The sequence below is a fragment of the Streptomyces shaanxiensis genome, assembly GCF_039537145.1.
Taxonomy (GTDB): Bacteria; Actinomycetota; Actinomycetes; order Streptomycetales; family Streptomycetaceae; genus Streptomyces; species Streptomyces shaanxiensis.
This window is the reverse complement of the sequence record NZ_BAAAZY010000028.1, coordinates 163,218-181,489: the sequence shown is the minus strand read 5'-3', so window position 1 is coordinate 181,489 and position 18,272 is coordinate 163,218. Positions and strand designations below refer to the sequence as shown.

Below are 18,272 nucleotides of genomic sequence, written 5' to 3'. Positions count from 1 at the left end.
GCCTGGTCTGACCACCGAGCCGGCCGCTCGTGCTGCCCTTTCACGTCCGAGGTCGGCCGGCGCCTGGCCAGGCCGCACACTGCGTGGTGACCGCACCGAGCCACTGACGGTGTGCGCCACGTACTCGGCCGAGCCGGCGCCGCCGCCCGCACGCGGTGAGCTGTCGCGCCGTCACCCGTACGAGCTGTCCGGATCGCTGGAGGCTCGGGGCGTGATTAGCGTCCGGAAGAGATCACCGAGCGGCCGTTCCCGTCCCGCGGTGTGTGGCCCGACCCTTCCTGGAGACCCGTATGAGGATCAGACGCCCAGCGCCCCGCGGCGCGAGACGCCATACCCGCCTGGTCGCCCTGGCGTCCGGGCTGACCGCCCTCGCGGCGACGGTCCTGGCCGGGACCGCGGCCCCCGCAGGCGCCGTCGAGCCCAGCCCGACCACCACGTACAGCACCGCGCAGCTTGCCGCGGTCGAGAAGGCGGTCGCGAGCGCCGATGTGGCCGGCACCGCCTGGAGCGTGGACGGCACGTCCGGCAGGGTGCTGCTCGTCGCCGACAGCACCGTGTCCGGCGCCGCGATCGACGCCATCAGGCGGGGCGCGGGCGCCAACGTCGGCGCGCTGCGCGTCGAGCGTCTGCGCGGCAAACTCACCGCGTACCTCTCCGGAGGCGACGCCGTCTACGGCAGCGGCCCCGCCGGCCAGTACCGCTGCTCCCTCGGCTTCAACACCCAGGACGGGGCCGGGAACTACTTCTTCCTGACCGCCGGCCACTGCACCAACGGCATCACCGACTGGTACTCCGACCGGTTCGTCACGCACATCGGCACCACCGCCGGGTCCAGCTTCCCCGGCAACGACTACGGCATCGTGCGGTACGACAGCGGACAGCCCGTCCCGCCCGGCACGGTCGGCAGCCAGGACATCACCAGCGCCGGCGAGGCCCAGCTCAATCAGCAGGTCTGCCGCCGCGGCTCCACGACCGGCACCCGCTGCGGCCGTGTCACCGGCCTCAACTGGACCGTCCGCTACCCGCAAGGCACCGTCACCGGCCTGATCCGCACCAACATCTGCGCCAACCCCGGCGACAGCGGCGGCCCCCTCTACGCAGGCAGCCAGGGGCTGGGCCTCACCTCCGGCGGCTCGGGCAGCTGCAGCTTCCCGTTCTTCGCCACGACGTTCTACCAGCCGGTCACCGAGGCCCTCAACGCCTACGGGGTGCACGTGTACTGAGCACGAGCACACCCGCTCGCGCTTCCCACCTACCGTCGATCGTCCGGTCCCGTCAGCCGCGCTGAACGAAACGACCTAGTCCAGCGGGGCCGTCCGCCGCCACGGACGCAGCGCCTCGATCCGCTCCGCCAGCGCCAGCAGCTCCGCCTCCGAGCCGGGGCGTCCGACCAGCTGTACGGCGGCGGGGGCACCGGAGGGGAGCGTGCCGAACGGGATCGCCATGGCGGGCCAGCCGGTGAGGTTCCACGGTGGGGTGAGCGGGGAGTAGTTGGTGTTGGCCATGACGTTGCGCAGCCAGCCCCGCTCGTGCCAGGGCTCGGACTTGGGGGAGCGGCGGGCCAGGGCCGGGGTGAGCAGCACGTCGTACTCGGCGAAGAACGGCTCCAGTCGCCGGCGCAGCTCCTCCCGGCTCGCGCCGGCCCGTACCCGGTCGACGAAGCGCTTCCCGACGGCGGCGTGGACCCGGGTCCGGCGGGTGAGTTGCCGTGGGTCGAGGCCCTGGGCGTCCACCGAGGTGCCCGCCGTCCAGTGGGTGAGCGAGGTGACGCCCAGCGACATCGGATACGGCGGGTCGGCGCGCCGTACCTGGTGACCGGCCTTGATCAGCAGCGCCGCGGCATCGCGGGCGGCGGTCGCGTACGGCTTGCTGATGGTGACGCCCGCGAGCGGGCTGCGCAGGGACACGGCGATCCGGTGGGTGCCGGGTGTGTCCGGGCGTACGACCTCGGTGTCGGCGAGGATCGACAGCATCAGCCGGGCGTCCTCGACCGTGGTGGCCAGTGGGCCGTTCTCCGACATGCCGAACCAGTCGCCGTCGCTGATGCCGGCCGGGACCACGCCGTGGCCGGGCTTGATGGTGACGAGGCCGCAGTTGGCCGCCGGGATGCGCAGGGAGCCCATGCCGTCGTTGCCGAGGGCGATCGGCACCATGCCCGCCGCGACCGCGGCCGCGCTGCCGCCGGACGAGCCGCCCGCCGTGCGCGAGGTGTCCCACGGGTTGCGGGCGGTGCCGTGCACGCCCTCCGTGGTGCCGAAGACACACAGCTCCGGCACGTTCGTCAGGCCCACGACCACCGCGCCGGCGGCCCGCAGCCGGGCCACCGTGACGTGGTCGTCGTCGGCCGGGGTGTCCGGCGTGGCCGCGGAGCCGACGCGGTTGGACTCGCCGCACACCGCGAGGTTGTCCTTGATCGCCACCGGCACGCCGGCGAGGGGCAGTTCGGCCAGGTCCGCGCGCGAGCCCACCTCGTCGGCCTCGGCGAGCGCCGCCTCGGCCCGGACCAGGCGGAAGGCGCCGACGCGGCCGTCCAGCCGCTCGATGCGGGCCAGGTGCTCGGCCACCACCTCACGGGGCGTGGCCTGCTTCTCGCGTACGGCGGCGGCGATCTCGGCGGCGGTCCGGCCGACCCAGTTGGTCACGGGCGCTCCTCAGGGCTTACTCGCGAGTATGTAGGAGCACTCTGCCGGGCGACGGGCCCGGAGTCGAGAGGGCACTCGGCTTGGATATTCGGGAGGGTCTTCTTGGACTTTTCGCGCCGCCCTCCCTCGGTACAGCCCCGCTGACCTGCACATCATCCGACCAATGAGTGAACTCCACTCACTTCACGGTCCATTGACAGCCCCTGAGGCCCACCCAATCATCAGACATCCGATGAATGGGGGTGCCTCATGAGGACACGCTTGAGATGGGCCGGTGTCCTGGCGGCGTTGACGCTGCTCTTCACGGCGCCGGTGCCGGCGCTCGCGGAGGAGGAGCAGGGCGCACCGGTCACGGTTCCCGCCCTGACCGACTGGACGCCTGCCTCCGGCAGTTACACCTACGGGCGCTCCGCCCGGCTCGTGGCCGACGACGCGACCGAACGGCGGGTCGCCGACACCCTCGCCGACGATCTCCGCGACGCGGGACACGGCACCGTCCCCGTGGTGCCGGACGGTGCCCGGACCGGTGACATCGTTATCGACGTCCAGCCCTCCAGGACCTCCCTCGGTACGGAGGGCTACGAACTCCGCGCCGGCAAGCGGCTGTCGGTCACCGCGGCGACCGAGACCGGCGCCTTCCACGGCACCCGCACCATCCTCCAGCTCCTCGCCCAGGGCGACCGCGTCCCCGCCGGCCGCACGGTCGACGTACCGCGCTACAAGGAGCGGGGCGTCGGCGTCTGCGCCTGCTACATCCACGTCTCGATGCCCTGGCTGGAGAACCTGGTCCGCGAGATGGCGTACCACAAGCTCAACCAGCTTCTCCTGGAACTGAAGGTGAAGAGCGACGCCCATCCCGAGGCCAACACCTGGGGCTACTACACCAAGGACGAGATACGCCGCCTGGTCGCCCTCGGCAAGCGGTACCACGTCGAGATCATCCCCGAGATCAACTCCCCGGGCCACATGGACCCGTGGATCGAGAACCGCCCGGACCTGCAACTGACCGACTCCGACGGCAACAAGCAGCCCTCGCGCCTCGACATCACCCGGCCGGAGGCCTTCGCCTACTACACGAGCCTCATCGACGAGTACGCCCAGGTCTTCCCCGCCACCTCCTGGCACATGGGCGCCGACGAGTACATGCTCGGCTCCGACTTCGCCAAGTACCCGCAGATCCTGAAGTACGCCCAGGACAGGTACGGCCCCGACGCCACACCCCAGGACGCGTTCATCGACTTCGTCAACCGCGTGCACGCCTACGCGGCGGGCAACGGCAAGAAGCTGCGCATCTGGAACGACGGGCTCACCGGCGCCAACACCGTCCCGGTGGCCGCGGGCACGACTGTCGAGCACTGGCTGAACGTGGCGACGAAGCCGAGCCGACTGCGCGCCCAGGGCTATCCGTTGATGAACGCGGCCTACGCCCTCTACCTGGTCCGGGGCGGCTTTCACAGCGACACCAAGGGGCTCTACGACCAGAGCTGGGACCCGCGCAGCTTCGAGGGCGAGAAGCTGGTCTCCGCCGGCGGCATCACCGGCGCCAAGATCAGCCTCTGGCCGGACAACGGCCGTGGCGAGACCGAGAACGAGGTCGCCGTCGCCCTGTGGCCCGCCCTCCGCCACATCGCCCAGGCCACCTGGGGCGCTCCGCACCCCGACGCCACCTACGCCGGGTTCACCGCCCGCGCCACGGCCGTCGGGCACGCGCCCGGGTGGCGGGACCTGACCCGGGTGCCGGTGGCGGACGGCTCGTACACCTTCCGGGCGAGCGGTCGGACCTTCGCCGCCGAGGTCGAGCGCACGGCCGACGGCTACGTGACCGTGCGGACGGCGGACGGCTGCCTCGAGGTGCGCGGCGGCAGGCTGACGCTCAACGTGCCGCTCCAGCCCGGAGTGGAGGCGGCGCCGCAGACGTGCGATCCCGCGAACACCCTCCAGCGCTGGCAGTTGGAGCCCGCCTCCGGTGGCTACCGGCTCGTCAACGCCATCACCCGGATGACGGTGACCGTCACGGAGGACGGTCGGCTCGTGCAGTACCCGCCGGACCAGCGCGCGCCCGCCGTGTGGCAACTGGCCTGAGGGCCTGACCGAGGACCTGAGCACCTGACTTGATGACCCGACCCGAGGAGCCGTCCCATGGCCGTTTCCCGACGCGTCTTCGTCGCGACAGCCGCCGTCCTCGCCGCGACCGGCGTCACCAGACCCGCCCTCGCGGCACCCACCGCCGCCTCGCACACCTCGAACGACCCCCAGTACCGCATCCCCGTCAGCCCCGACGACACCGAGGCCGACCTGGTCCGCAAGGCCTCCCAGATCCGCCCCACCGCCCGCCAGATCGCCTGGCAGCGCCTGGAGCGGACCGCCTTCCTGCACTTCGGCGTGAACACGTTCACCGGCCTGGAATGGGGCACGGGAGACGAGGACCCGGACGTGTTCCAGCCGACCGGCCTCGACACCGACCAGTGGGCCCGCGCCCTGCGCGACGGCGGCTTCAAGCTGGCCATCCTCACCGTCAAGCACCACGACGGCTTCGTGCTCTACCAGTCCCGCTACACCAACCACTCGGTGGCATCGAGCAGTTGGCGCGACGGCCGGGGCGACGTCCTGCGTTCCTTCGCCGACTCGATGCGCCGGTACGGCATCAAGGTCGGCGTCTACATCTCACCCGCCGACGAGAACCAGTACCTCCACGGCGTCTACGCCAACGGCAGCGCCCGCGCCGACCACACGATCCCCACACCCGTCGCGGGCGACGACCGCACACCCCCACGGTCGTACACCCTCCCGGCCACCGACTACGGCGCCCACATGCTCAACCAGCTCTACGAGGTCCTCACCGAGTACGGGCCGGTCGACGAGGTGTGGTTCGACGGCGCGCAGGGCCGCATCCCGCCGGACAAGGTGGAGAAGTACGACTGGGACAGCTGGTACGCGCTGGTGCGTGCGCTCGCCCCCGACGCGACCGTCGCCGTCTCCGGGCCGGACGTGCGCTGGGTCGGCAACGAGGGCGGGCTGGCCCGGGAGGACGAGTGGAGCGTCGTACCGGTGCAGGAGAAGGACTACGGCCGGACCGACTACGCCCTCGCGTACGACGCCCCCGACATGGGCAGCCGCGACGCGCTCGTCAAGGCCCGGCCGGTGGCCGACTACCTGCAGTGGTGGCCGGCCGAGTGCGACGTGTCCATCCGGGACGGATGGTTCTACCACGCCGACCAACAGCCCAAGAGCGTCGAGCAGTTGACGGACATCTACTTCCGGTCCGTGGGCCGCAACTCGGTGCTGCTGCTCAACATCCCACCGGACACCGACGGCCTGCTGCCCGCCGCCGACGTGGCACGGCTGCGGGAGTTCCGCGAGCGCGTGGACCGCGAACTCCCGGAGGACCTGGCGCGCGACGCGCGGACGACCGCCGCGCCGGGCCGTGTCACCGTCGACCTCGGCCGGGAGCGGGAGGTGGACCGGATCCGGCTGGCCGAGGACATCAGCCTCGGCCAGCAGGTGGAGAGCTTCGTCGTCGAGGCGCAGCGCGACGGCGCCTGGACGGAGGTGACCCGGGCCGGGACGATCGGCGCGAGCCGGATCCTGCTGCTGGCGGCGCCGGTGCGGGCGCGTCGGTGGCGGGTTCGGGTGACCGGTTCGCGTGCCGCGGTGCGGCTCGTGGAGTTCGGGCTGTACCGGTCGCGGGTCTGAAATTCGGTTGACCGGGGCGGTGCGGCACGGGCTGGATGGGGCACATGGCCGACATCCAGGGTTCGTACGACAACCTGTTCCTCGCCGTCCCGAACGCGCTCGCCGCCATGCTGGACGCGGGGGACGCGGGCGGCTCCGTCGCGGTGTTCGTGGACGGCGAGCCGGTCGTGGACGTCTGGGGCGGGTTCGCGGACGCCGAGCGCACCGTTCCGTGGGAGCGCGACACCATCGTCAACGTCTGGTCCGTGACCAAGACGATGACGGCACTGTGCGCCCTCGTCCTGGCCGATCGGGGCGCACTCGATCTCTCCGCGCCCGTCTCCCGGTACTGGCCGGAGTTCGGCGCGGCGGGCAAGGAGAAGGTGCTGGTACGGCATCTGCTCGCGCACACCGCAGGGCTGCCCGACTGGGACGGCTCGGTCGAGGATCTCTACGACTGGCAGTCCGCCACGGCACGGCTCGCCGCCCGGGCGCCTCGGTGGGAGCCGGGCACCGCGGCCGGATACCACTCGCTGACCCAGGGATTCCTGGTCGGCGAGGTCGTGCGGCGCATCACCGGCCGCAGCGTGGGCGAGTTCCTCGCCGAGGAAGTGGCCGGGCCGCTGGGCGCCGACTTCCACGTCGGGCTGGCCGCCGAACACGACCAGCGGGTCGCGCGCACGATCCCGCCGAAGGGCCACGGCGAGGACTACGCGGCGAGCGCGCCCGGCAACCCCGAGGGCTCCGAGGCGGGCAACGGCGTACGCGTCCGGGACGGCAACGGCCTGGCCTGGCGTCGCGCGCAGATTCCCGCGGCGAGCGGATACGGCAACGCCCGTTCGGTGGCCCTGGTGCAGTCCCTGCTCGCCTGCGGGGGAGAGGCGCGAGGAGTACGACTGCTGTCCAGGGCCGGCTGTGACCGCGCGTGGGAGGAGCAGTTCACCGGCGACGACCGGGTGCTGGGCATGCCGATGAGCTGGGGCCTGGGGTACGGACGGTTCGGCACCACGTACGGCTGGGGCGGCTGGGGCGGATCCCTGGTGATGATCGAGCCCGACAGCCGGTTGGTCGTGGCGTACGTGACGAACCAGATGCGCGAGCCCGCGGAGGACACCCGGGGCATGGAGATCGTGACGGCCGCTTACGAAGGGCTTCAGGGGCTGCGCGTCTGAGCCGTTCGGTGGGTGGGAGGGAGGCCCGAGGCGGTCACGGCCGACACGAGGCCGTCACGCGCCCCGGGCCACCCCCGTGCTGCCCCGCTCGAGCAACCGCGGCACCGGCACCCGCACCGCCCGCGCCGACCCCCCGTCCAGCAGCGCGGTCAGTTCCCGCGCCGCCGTGCGCCCGAACTCCACGCTGTCCCGGGACAGCGCCGACAGCCACGGCTTGACGATGCGGCACAGCGCCGAGTCCTCCCAGGACACCACCGACACGTCCGCAGGTACCGAGAAGCCGAGTTCGGCCGCGGTCGCGGCGCCGGCGACGGCCATCACGTCGTTGTCGTAGATCAGCGCGGTCGGGGGAGTGGGGCCCTCCAGGACCCGGCGGGTCACTGCCGCGCCCTCGGCGTCGGAGTAGTCGGTGGTCACCGACTTCACCTCGGACAGGCCACGGCGCCCGGCCTCCGCGCGCAGCGTGCGGATGCGGCGCTCGGTGTGGGCGAGCCCCGGCAGACCGGCGATGTGCACGATCCGGCGATGGCCGAGGGCGTACAGGCCGTCCACGACCGAGGCCATCGCGCCCGCGTCGTCCGCCCAGACGGTCGACAGGCCGGGGTGGCGGTCGTCGGGTGCGCCGCCGATGACCACGGCGGGCAGGCCGAGTTCGTCGAGGAGGTCGGGGCGGGGATCGTCGGTGCGCGGGTCGACGACCAGGACGCCGTCCACACGGTGCTCGGCCCACCACCGCCGGTACACCGCGCACTCGTCGGCGATGTCCTCCACCACCTGGAACAGCAGGCCGAGATGACGCTCGGCCAGCACCTCCTGGATGCCCGAGACCAGTTGCAGGAAGAAGGAGTCCACACCCAGCGTGTCGGCCGGACGCGCCAGCACGAAGCCGACCGTCGCCGCGCCCTCCCCGGACAGGGCGCGCGCCGCCGTACTGGGCCGCCAGCCCAGCTCCTCGGCGACCCGCCGCACCCGGTCACGGGTGTCCTCCGACACGCCGGGCCGGCCGTTCAGCGCGAAGGAGACCGCGCTCTGGGAGACCCCCGCGTGCCGCGCGATGTCCTTCATCGTCGGCCGACGGGCCGGTGACCGCTTGCCTGACATGGTGATTCCCCATTCCGGCGACACATTCCGGAGCAGTATGCACTAATGCGGTTCAGGTTCGGGGGCCTAATGCGGTTCAGCTCGGTGATCCTAATGCGTATTAGTCACTAAAGAAATTAGCTCTGCGAGAGTCATTGACGGGCTGCCGGATCGGCGTGCAGGGTCTGCCTCGTTCGCCAACTCGCCCGCAAAGGAGGCCGGTTCGCCGTGCCTGTTTCCCGTAGAGCCCTCGCCGCCGCATTCGCCGTCTGTGTCGTCCTGCCGCTCAGCGCCTGCGGCTCGGGAGGGGGCGACGGCGGCACGGCCGACGCCTCCGGCAAGGTCGAGGGCGACATCACCTTCCAGACCTGGAACCTGCGCGCCAACTTCAAGGACTACTTCGAGGGCGTGATCGCGGACTTCGAGAAGAAGTACCCGGGCACCGACGTGAAGTGGATCGACCAGCCCGCCGAGGGCTACGCCGACAAGATCAGCGCGGACGCGGCCGGCGGCACGCTCCCGGACGTCGTCAACGTCTCGCCCGACCTGGTCGCCCCGCTGGCCAAGGCGGGCCTCGCGCTCGACCTCGACAAGGCGGCCGGGCAGTACAAGAAGGAGTACCTGGAAGGGGCCTGGGCCAGTCATCGAATACCGGGCACGACGGGCACGTACGCCTTCCCCTGGTACCTCAACACCGGTCCGCTCTTCTACAACAAGTCGCTCTTCAAGGAGGCCGGCCTCGACCCGGCCCAGCCGCCGAAGACGTACGACGAGGTCTTCTCCGCCGCCCTGAAGATGGCGAAGGAGACCGACGGCAAGGTCGCCACCCTCGCCAACGTGCCCACCATCGAGGACTTCGGCCGCTACGGCGTCGAGCTCATGAACAAGGAGGGCACCGCCTTCACCTTCAATGACGCAAAGGGGGTCGAACTCCTCGGCAAATACAAGGAGTTGTACGACGCGAAAGCCCTCGACCCGCAGGCGCTCACCGCCACCCCCGAGTCGTCCGGCAAGAAGTTCCTCACCGAGGCCGTCGCCATGAACCCCGGCAGCGCGCTGGACCTCGGCAACTTCAAGAAGCAGGCGCCGAACCTGTACAAGAACATCGGGATCACCGATCAGATCACCAGCACCGGTCACGTCAACATGTACGTGATGGGCGTGATGGTCAACGCGCAGACCAAGCGCACGCCCGCCGCCGTCGCCTTCGCCCACTTCGTCACCGACGCCGAGCGCCAGATGTCGTTCGCCAAGCAGGTCGCCATCTTCCCCAGCACCGCCGGATCCCTCGACGACCCGTACTTCACCAAGGAGGACGGCACCGACGAGACGCGCGTGCGGATCGCTGCCGCCAAGTCGCTGAAGAGCGCCGTCAACTACACACCCGTGCTGTTCAGCGAGCAGATGAAGACCGAGCTGCGCAACGAGGTCGCCAAGGCGTTGCAGGGCAAGGAGAGTCCGAAGCAAGCTCTTGACAACGCTGTCGAGGCCTGCAATCGGCTCCTTCAGCAGCAGGGATAGCGCGCGATGGCCGGCTCCACCGTCTCCCGGGTCCGACGTCCGGCACTGCGGGTGCGGCGCCAACTGCCCACCAGCCCCTGGCTGTTCGCCGCCCCGGGCCTGTTGATCATCGGCGCCTTCATTCTCTACCCGTTCGTCTCCACCCTGGTCAACGCCTTCACCGACCGTCGCACGCTGATCCCGGGCGAGTTCGTGGGCCTCGCCAACTTCCGCGAGCTGCTGAACGACGAGATGTTCTGGATCGGCCTGCGCAACAGCACGCTCTACGTCATCGGTGTGGTCCCCGCCCTCGTCGTCCTGCCCCTGCTGCTCGCGCTGCTCGTGCAGAAGAACATCCCCGGTATCACCTTCTTCCGGTCCGCCTTCTACACCCCGGTCGTCGCCTCGATCGTCGTGGTCGGCCTTATCTGGGTGTGGCTGCTCGACGAGCGCGGCCTGGTGAACTCGCTCCTCGAGACGATCGGGGTCGGCCGCGTCGGCTTCCTCAGCGACCAGTGGCTGCTCCTGCTGAGCGCCATGGCCGTGACGGTCTGGAAGGGCCTCGGCTACTACATGATCATTTATCTGGCGGCGCTCGCCAACGTGCCCCGCGAACTGCACGAGGCGGCGGCCGTGGACGGCGCGGGCGCGGTCCGTCGCTTCCTCACGGTCACCGTGCCCGCCGTCCGCTCGACGATGGTCCTGGTCGGGGCGCTCTCCTCGGTCGCCGCCTTCAAGGTGTTCTCCGAGGTGTACCTGATGGCCGGCCCGAGCGGCGGACCGGCGGGCGAGGACACCACCCTCGTCATGCTCGTCCAGCGCACCGGCACCGGCCTGACCGGCCGCGTCGGCTACGCCTCGGCCATCTCGGTCGTCGTCTTCGTCGTCACCGTCGCCCTGATGCTGCTCGTGCTGCGCGCCGACCGGAGGGACGAGTCATGAGCGTGCTGGAGAAGGTGCGGCCCGCCGCTTCGAAGCCGGCGACCGCTCGCGAACCCCGCGTCACCGACGAACACGGCCGTCGGATACGAGTGTGGGAGCTCGTCCTGCGCTACCTGCTCCTGCTCGCCGTACTCGCCCTCACCGTCGGCCCGTTCGTCTGGCAGCTGTCGACCTCGCTCAAGGGCCCCACCGAGGACATCTTCAGCTCCCCGCCGAAGTTCCTGCCGAGCGAACCCACCGTGCACAACTACGAGCGGGTCGCCGAGACCATCCCCGTCTGGGACTACGCCCTCAACTCGCTGAAGGTCGCCACCGCCAACGTCGTGACCAACTGCGTCGGTGCGGCACTCGCGGGCTACGCCCTCGCCCGGCTGCGCTACCGGGGCCGTCGCGCCGCCACCCTCGCCTTCATCCTGGCGATGCTCGTGCCCGTGGAGGGCATCATCATCGCCCAGTTCACGACCATGCGGGAGCTCGGCCTCAACAACACCCTGATCGGCGTGGTGCTGCCCGGCTGCATCGGTGCGATGAACGTCCTGCTGATGCGCAACGCCTTCCTCAATCTGCCGTACGAGATCGAGGAGGCGGCCTACGTCGACGGCGCCAACGTCTGGCAGCGGTTCCTGCGCATCGCGGTGCCGTCCGTGAAGGGGACCCTCGCCGTCGTCGCGATCTTCGCCTTCATGGGCGCCTGGGACGACTTCCTTTGGCCGCTCATCGTGCTGAGCGACCCGTCCAGGTTCACGCTGACCATCGGCCTCAACTATCTGCACGGCACCTTCGCCAACGACGAACGCCTCGTCGCCGCGGGCACGATCATCGCCGTCGCGCCGCTGATCGCCCTCTTCGCCTGCCTCCAGCGGTACTTCTTCCGCGGTGTCGGCGAGGGCGCGGTGAAGGGCTGAACCTCCCCCACCGAGTGCAAGGACATCGAATGCCTTCTGCCGTGCGTTTCGGCGTCAACTACACCCCGAGCGTCGGGTGGTTCCACCACTGGCTCGACTTCGACCTCGACTCCGTGCGCGCCGACCTCGACTCCGTCGCCGCGCTCGGCCTCGACCACATCCGGGTGTTCCCGCTGTGGCCGTACTTCCAGCCCAACCGGACGTTGATCCGTGAGCGGGCGGTCGCGGATCTCGTGCGACTCGTCGACGCCGCCGCCGAGCTGGGTCTCGACGTCAACGTCGACGGTCTGCAAGGGCACTTGAGCAGTTTCGACTTCGTGCCGGCCTGGACGCGGACCTGGCACCGGCGCAACCTCTTCACCGACCCGGAGGTCGTCGAGGGCCAGGCAGCCTATCTGCGGACGCTGGCCCAGGCCCTCGCCGACCGGCCCAACTTCCTCGGCATGACCCTCGGCAACGAGGTCAACCAGTTCTCCGCGGGACCCCACCCGGACCCCGACCGGGCCACGTCCGACCAGATCGACGCCTGGCTCGTGCGTCTGCTCGCCGCCTGTGAGGAGGGCGCCCCCGGCAGGCTGCACCTGCACGCCGAGTACGACGCGACCTGGTACCAGGACGACCAGCCGTTCACCCCGGCGCAGGCCGCACGCATGGGTGCCGTCACGGCCGTGCACTCCTGGGTGTTCAACGGCACCGCCCAGCGGCACGGCCGTACCTCGGTGCCGGCCGAGCACCACGCCGCGTACCTGATCGAGCTGAGCAAGGCCTGGGCCGACGACCCGAACCGGCCCGTCTGGCTCCAGGAGGTCGGCGCGCCCGCGCCCCTCGTCCCGCCCGAGCACGCGGCCGCCTTCACCGAGGCGACCGTCGCGAACGCGCTGGACTGTCCCGACCTGTGGGGCATCACCTGGTGGTGCTCCCATGACGTGTCCCGGGACCTCGCCGACTTCCCCTCTCTCGAGTACGGGCTGGGCCTGCTGACCAACGACCGCCGGCCCAAGGACATCGCGCGGGCGCTGGCGAAGGCGGCCGGCGAGCACACATACGCCCCGGCACCCCGCACCACGGCGCTGGTCGTCCCCGCCCACCCGTCGAGGCGTTCGCTGTGCGCCCCGGGCGGCCCGGTCTACGACGCCTTCTTCCGGCTGGTCGCCGACGGCGCCCGCCCCACCACCGTCCTCGACGAGCGCGCCGCGGACGCCGATCACCTCGCCGCGCGCGGCATCACCGAAGTCGTCACCTCCGATCAGGTACTCCCCACCCCACCAGGAGGCACTCGCTCGTGAACCCCACCAGACGCACCGTCCTCATCGCCGGCGCCACGGCCGCACTGCTCCCCTCGCTTCCGGCCTCGGCGACTCCGCATCCGAAGGCCGCCGCCCTCCAGCCGTACGCCTCCTACTGGTACCCGGACTCGCTGCCCTCCGGCACCCCCGGCACCGGCATCACCTGGCGCAGCCTGAAGTCCTGGCGCCCGGCCGACGACGCGGACCTCGCCTTCAACGCGGCGACCGTCCCGCTCGCCCCGCGCTTCACTCCGACGCCGGCGAACACGACCGCCCGCGCAGGTCAGGCCCGCATCCAGTCCCTGGTGTCCTTCGGGCCCACCGCCTCCAACCCCTCCCAGGGCTCGGCCACCGCCGACTACTACGCCCTCACGCACTGGGCGTACATCGACGAGCTGGTGTTCTGGGGCGGCTCCTCCGGCGAGGGGCTGATCCTGGCGCCGAACGCCCCGATCGTGGACGCCGCCCACCGTCACGGCGTGCCGGTCCTCGGCAACATCTTCCTGCCGCCCGTCGCCTACGGCGGGCAGTTGCAGTGGACGCGTGACCTGGTGCAGAAGGACGCGGTCGGGCGGTATCCGCTGGCCGAACGGCTGGTCGCGGTCGCGGAGGCCTACGGCTTCGACGGGTGGTTCGTCAACGCCGAGACGAGCGGCGGGAACGCGGCGCTGGGCGCGGACATGCTCGGCTTCATGCGCGAGCTGAAGACACGCGCGAAGGCCAAGGGGCAGCGGGTCACCTGGTACGACTCGATGACCGTGAACGGGTCCGTGAGCTGGCAGGGGGCGCTCAACTCCCAGAACGAGGCGTTCTTCCAGGCCGCCGACTCCATGTTCGTCGACTTCCGCTGGACGGCGGCCAAGCTGACGTCGTCGGGGCAGCGGGCCGACCAACTGGGCCGCGGCCGGTACGAGTTGTGGGCGGGCGTCGATGTCGAGGCGAACGGCTGGAACTCGTCCGTGAACTGGGACGCGATCGTGCCGCGCGACAAGGCGCACGTCGTGTCGGTCGGCTTCTATCGGCCCGAGTGGACGCGGAATCACCTTCCGGCGGACGGACGGGGCCCGGGGGAGTTCCATGTCGCCGACGACCGGTTCTGGACCGGGCGGTCACTGGATCCGTCGCGGCCTGACGGCGCGGACAGCTGGCGATCGCCGGCCGTGTCGGTCGCCGACCGGTCGACGGTCGCATCGGTGCCGTTCGCGAGCGTGTTCAACACCGGGCACGGGCTGCGGTGGTACGAGGACGGCGAAGTGACCTCGGACGCCCCGTGGAACCACCTGGGACTGCAGGACCGGCTGCCGTCCCGGCGCTGGGTCGTGCACACCGACGGGCAGCGGCCCGCTGTGACCTTCGACTTCGAGGACGCCTGGCGCGGCGGCAGCAGTGTGCTCGTCGACGGTGACCTGGACACGCCCGCGGTGGTGGACGTGTACGCGACACGGCTGCCGCTCACCGGTGACACGGTCGTCGAGCTGACGCACCGGACCGAAGCGGGCAACGTGACCGTCGAGCTGGCGGTGGCCACCGCCGAGCCGAGCGCACCGGGTGCGACACCGCCGTACACATATTTCCCTGTCGACTCGGGCAGCACCTGGCAGACCTCGACCGTACGGCTCACCGGCCTGACCGGCACCGCACACGCGATCGGTGTCCGGCTCACCGCGACCGACGGGCCGGTGACATGGCGGCTGGGCGGCATCGCGGTCCGCGACGCACCGGAGACGCCCGCCGCGCCCACCGCACTCCGGATCACCGGCGCGAGCGACGGCGACCTGCGCTTCGCCTGGTCTCCCGCCCCCGGCGCCGTACGCCACCACACCCTCCACCGCCTCCTCCCCGACGGCACCCGGCGCTTCCTCGGCGGCACCTGTCAGCGCGCGTTCTTCGTCGGCGGACTGGGCCCCGAACAGGGCGAACAGGAGGCACGGTTCGAACTGCGCGCCGTAGGGGAGCTGTACACCACGTCGGCCCCCGCGACCGTCACCCACCCCTGGTAACGACCCGCTGGTAACCACCCGCCCCGACGACCTACGGAGCACCCCGCATGCATGACGACCGCAGCCTGGTCGAAGCCCGCCTCAAGCGCGTCCTCGACGAGCGCATCCGCCCCGCCGTGTACCCCGAGTCCGTGCCGCTGGAGGTGGCGGTGTGGCATGCGCCCGGCGAGCCGGTGCCCGTCGCCGAGGGACTCGCGGCCGAACCCGAGCCGATCGAGGTGGGCGCCCGCTGGGGTGCTCCCTGGGGCACCAGCTGGTTTCGGGTCACCGGGACCGTGCCCGAGGCGTGGGCCGGGAGGGCCGTCGAGGCACTCCTCGACCTCGGGTTCGACGAGAACATGCCCGGCTTCCAGTGCGAGGGCCTGGTGTACCGGCCCGACGGCACGCCGGTGAAGGGCCTCAACCCGCGCAACCAGTGGGTGCGCGTCGGCGCGCCCGTGGAGGGCGGCGAGGAAGTGCGGCTGCACATCGAGGCCGCCTCCAACCCCGTCATCCTCGACTACCACCCCTTCCTGCCCACGCAGTTGGGCGACAAGGAGACCGCCGGAAGCGCACCTCAGTACACGCTCACGCGCATGGACCTGGCCGTCTTCGACGAGACGGTGTGGCAGCTCGTGCTCGACCTGGAGGTGCTCGGCGAGCTGATGGCCGAGCTGCCGGTGGAGTCGGCGCGACGCTGGGAGCTCCTGCGGGCGGTGGAGAAGGCGCTGGACGCGATCGACCTGCAGGACGTGAACGGCACGGCGGCGCAGGCTCGGGTACGGCTGGAGACGGTGCTGTCCGAGCCCGCCGTCCCGTCCGCCCACCGCATCAGCGCCGTCGGCCACGCCCACATCGACTCGGCGTGGCTGTGGCCGCTGCGCGAGACCGTGCGCAAGGTGGCCCGCACGACCGCCAACATGACAGCGCTCATCGAGGACGAGCCCGAGTTCGTGTTCGCCATGTCGCAGGCCCAGCAGTGGGCGTGGGTGAAGGAGCACCGGCCCGAGGTGTGGGCGCGGGTGAAGAAGGCGGTGGCCGAAGGGCGGTTCGTGCCGGCCGGCGGGATGTGGGTGGAGTCGGACACCAACATGCCGGGCTCGGAGGCCATGGCACGGCAGTTCGTGCACGGCAAGCGGTTCTTCCTCGACGAGTTCGGCATCGAGAACGACGAGGCTTGGCTGCCCGACACCTTCGGCTTCGCCGCCGGTCTGCCCCAGATCATCAAGGCCGCGGGCTCCAAGTGGCTGCTGACGCAGAAGATCTCCTGGTCCCAGACCAACCGGTTCCCGCACCACACCTTCCAGTGGGAGGGCATCGACGGCACCAGGATCTTCACGCACTTCCCGCCCGTCGACACCTACAACTGCTCCATGAAGGGCAGCGAGATCGCCCACGCGGCCCGCAACTTCAAGGACAAGGGACTCGCCCGGCACTCCCTCGCGCCCACCGGCTGGGGCGACGGAGGCGGCGGCACCACCCGGGAGATGATCGCCAAGGCGGCCCGGCTGCGCGACCTCGAAGGCTCCGCCACCGTCGTCTGGGAGACCCCGGAGGAGTTCTTCCAGAAGGCCGAGGCCGAGTACCCCGACGCGCCGGTCTGGGTGGGCGAGCTCTACCTCGAACTCCACCGCGCCACCCTCACCAGCCAGGCGAAGACCAAGCAGGGCAACCGACGCAGCGAACACCTCCTGCGCGAGGCGGAACTGTGGGCGGCGACGGCATCCGTACGCACCGGCTTCCCGTATCCCTACGAGGAGTTGGACCGCATCTGGAAGACGGTGCTGCTGCACCAGTTCCACGACATCCTGCCCGGCTCGTCCATCGCCTGGGTGCACCGGGAGGCGCGCGCGACGTACGAGCGCCTCGCCGGTGAACTGACCGCGATCATCGAGTCGGCCCAGCGCGCCCTGGCGGGCGAGGGCGGGACCGAGCTCGTCTTCAACGCCGCCCCGCACCCCCGCGAGGGCGTACCGGCGGGCGGTGCGCGCACCCCGGTGACCGAAGGCCGGACGGCACGCACGGAACGCCCGGGCGGCGGCTTCGTCCTCGACAACGGCCTGCTGCGTATCGAGATCGACGGGCAGGGCCTGGTCGTGTCGGCGTACGACATCGAGGGCGACCGCGAGACGATCGCCCCGCACCGGACCGCGAACATCCTCCAACTGCACCCCGACTTCCCCAACATGTGGGACGCCTGGGACGTCGACGAGTTCTACCGCCACACGGTCACCGACCTGACCGACGTCGATGAGATCGCCCCCGGTGACGACGAGACCTCGGTGCGGATCGTCCGGTCCTTCGGCACCTCGCGCGTCACCCAACGGCTGTCGCTCGCGCCGGGGGACCGGCGGCTGCTGATCGACACGGAGGTCGACTGGCACGAGACGGAGAAGTTCCTGAAGCTCGCCTTCCCGCTCGACGTGCACGCGGAACGGTACGCCTCGGAGACCCAGTTCGGGCACTTCCACCGCCCCACGCACACCAACACCAGCTGGGAGGCGGCCAAGTTCGAGGCCTGCAACCACCGCTTCGTGCACCTGGAGGAGCCGGGCTGGGGCGTCGCCGTCGTCAACGACTCCACGTACGGCCACGACGTGACCCGCACGGTGCGCACCGACGGCGACCGCGGTACGACCACCACGGTCCGGGTCTCCCTCCTGCGTGCCCCGCGTTTCCCCGACCCCGAGACCGACCAGGGCGTCCACCGCTTCCGGCACGCTCTGGTGCCGGGCGCGGGCATCGGGGACGCGGTGCGTGAGGGCTGGCGGATCAATCTGCCGGAGCGGCGGATCACCGGTGCCCGGGAGGTGGCGCCGCTGGTGACGGTGGACCGGGACGCGGTCGTGATCACGGCCGTCAAGCTGGCCGACGACGGAAGCGGGGATGTGGTGGTGCGCCTGCACGAGGCCCACGGCGGCCGGGTACGGGCCACGCTGGCGGCGGACTTCGAGGTCGCGGACGTCACGGCGACGGACCTGCTGGAGCGCCCGCTGCCCGAGACGCCGTCCCGCGACGGCCGTCAAGTCGCCCTGCACCTAAGGCCCTTCGAGCTGGTGACGCTGAGGCTGCGGCGGGCCCGGAGCCACTGACG

At 71.1% G+C, this 18,272-nt stretch carries 12 protein-coding genes; 10 read left to right on the top strand and 2 right to left on the bottom strand.

The features are described from left to right. Positions 1 to 290: 290 nt before the first annotated feature. A complete protein-coding gene (locus tag ABD932_RS39055; RefSeq protein WP_345020587.1) occupies positions 291 to 1,223 on the top strand; it encodes a S1 family peptidase in 933 nt (310 codons plus the stop codon). A 75-nt stretch (positions 1,224 to 1,298) separates the two neighbouring features. Here the strand turns inward: ABD932_RS39055 and ABD932_RS39050 are convergent, their stop codons facing one another. After that, the gene (locus ABD932_RS39050; protein ID WP_345020585.1) at positions 1,299 to 2,642 is read right to left on the bottom strand and encodes an amidase; all 1,344 of its coding nucleotides are present in this window, start codon (positions 2,640 to 2,642) and stop codon (positions 1,299 to 1,301) included. A 249-nt stretch (positions 2,643 to 2,891) separates the two neighbouring features. On the opposite strand from ABD932_RS39050, the gene ABD932_RS39045 reads away from it, so the two are divergent. The 3 genes from ABD932_RS39045 to ABD932_RS39035 are packed head-to-tail and all read left to right on the top strand — an operon-like array spanning position 2,892 to position 7,486. Beyond that, positions 2,892 to 4,724 carry a family 20 glycosylhydrolase gene (locus tag ABD932_RS39045; RefSeq protein WP_345020583.1) on the top strand — a complete coding sequence of 611 codons (1,833 nt, stop codon included), beginning with the start codon at positions 2,892 to 2,894 and terminating at the stop codon, positions 4,722 to 4,724. Between the two features lie 57 nt (positions 4,725 to 4,781). Continuing rightward, positions 4,782 to 6,335, top strand: coding sequence for an alpha-L-fucosidase (locus ABD932_RS39040; protein ID WP_345020581.1), 1,554 nt, complete (start codon positions 4,782 to 4,784; stop codon positions 6,333 to 6,335). Between the two features lie 44 nt (positions 6,336 to 6,379). Further along, positions 6,380 to 7,486, top strand: a complete 1,107-nt coding sequence (locus ABD932_RS39035) for a serine hydrolase domain-containing protein (protein ID WP_345020578.1) — start codon at positions 6,380 to 6,382, stop codon at positions 7,484 to 7,486. A 54-nt stretch (positions 7,487 to 7,540) separates the two neighbouring features. Here the strand turns inward: ABD932_RS39035 and ABD932_RS39030 are convergent, their stop codons facing one another. Beyond that, positions 7,541 to 8,587 carry a LacI family DNA-binding transcriptional regulator gene (locus tag ABD932_RS39030; RefSeq protein WP_345020574.1) on the bottom strand — a complete coding sequence of 349 codons (1,047 nt, stop codon included), beginning with the start codon at positions 8,585 to 8,587 and terminating at the stop codon, positions 7,541 to 7,543. Between the two features lie 207 nt (positions 8,588 to 8,794). Between ABD932_RS39030 and ABD932_RS39025 the strand changes: the two genes are divergently transcribed. The 6 genes from ABD932_RS39025 to ABD932_RS39000 are packed head-to-tail and all read left to right on the top strand — an operon-like array spanning position 8,795 to position 18,270. Next, positions 8,795 to 10,087 (top strand): ABC transporter substrate-binding protein, encoded by a 1,293-nt coding sequence (locus ABD932_RS39025; RefSeq protein ID WP_345020571.1) that lies wholly within the window; start codon positions 8,795 to 8,797, stop codon positions 10,085 to 10,087. 6 nt (positions 10,088 to 10,093) lie between these two features. Further along, complete coding sequence (locus tag ABD932_RS39020) at positions 10,094 to 11,008, top strand: carbohydrate ABC transporter permease (protein ID WP_345020568.1); 915 nt, start codon at positions 10,094 to 10,096, stop codon at positions 11,006 to 11,008. Then, entirely contained in the window at positions 11,005 to 11,913 is a 909-nt protein-coding gene (locus ABD932_RS39015; RefSeq protein WP_345020566.1) for a carbohydrate ABC transporter permease, read from the top strand. Before ABD932_RS39020 ends, ABD932_RS39015 begins: the two co-directional genes overlap by 4 nt. 29 nt (positions 11,914 to 11,942) lie before the next feature. Further along, on the top strand, positions 11,943 to 13,199 hold the full coding sequence (locus ABD932_RS39010; protein ID WP_345020564.1) for a glycoside hydrolase 5 family protein: 1,257 nt from the start codon (positions 11,943 to 11,945) through the stop codon (positions 13,197 to 13,199). Then, positions 13,196 to 15,199, top strand: coding sequence for an endo-beta-N-acetylglucosaminidase (locus tag ABD932_RS39005; RefSeq protein ID WP_345020561.1), 2,004 nt, complete (start codon positions 13,196 to 13,198; stop codon positions 15,197 to 15,199). The genes ABD932_RS39010 and ABD932_RS39005 overlap by 4 nt, the downstream gene beginning before the upstream one ends. 47 nt (positions 15,200 to 15,246) lie before the next feature. Beyond that, positions 15,247 to 18,270, top strand: a complete 3,024-nt coding sequence (locus ABD932_RS39000; protein ID WP_345020558.1) for an alpha-mannosidase — start codon at positions 15,247 to 15,249, stop codon at positions 18,268 to 18,270. Positions 18,271 to 18,272: the final 2 nt, after the last annotated feature.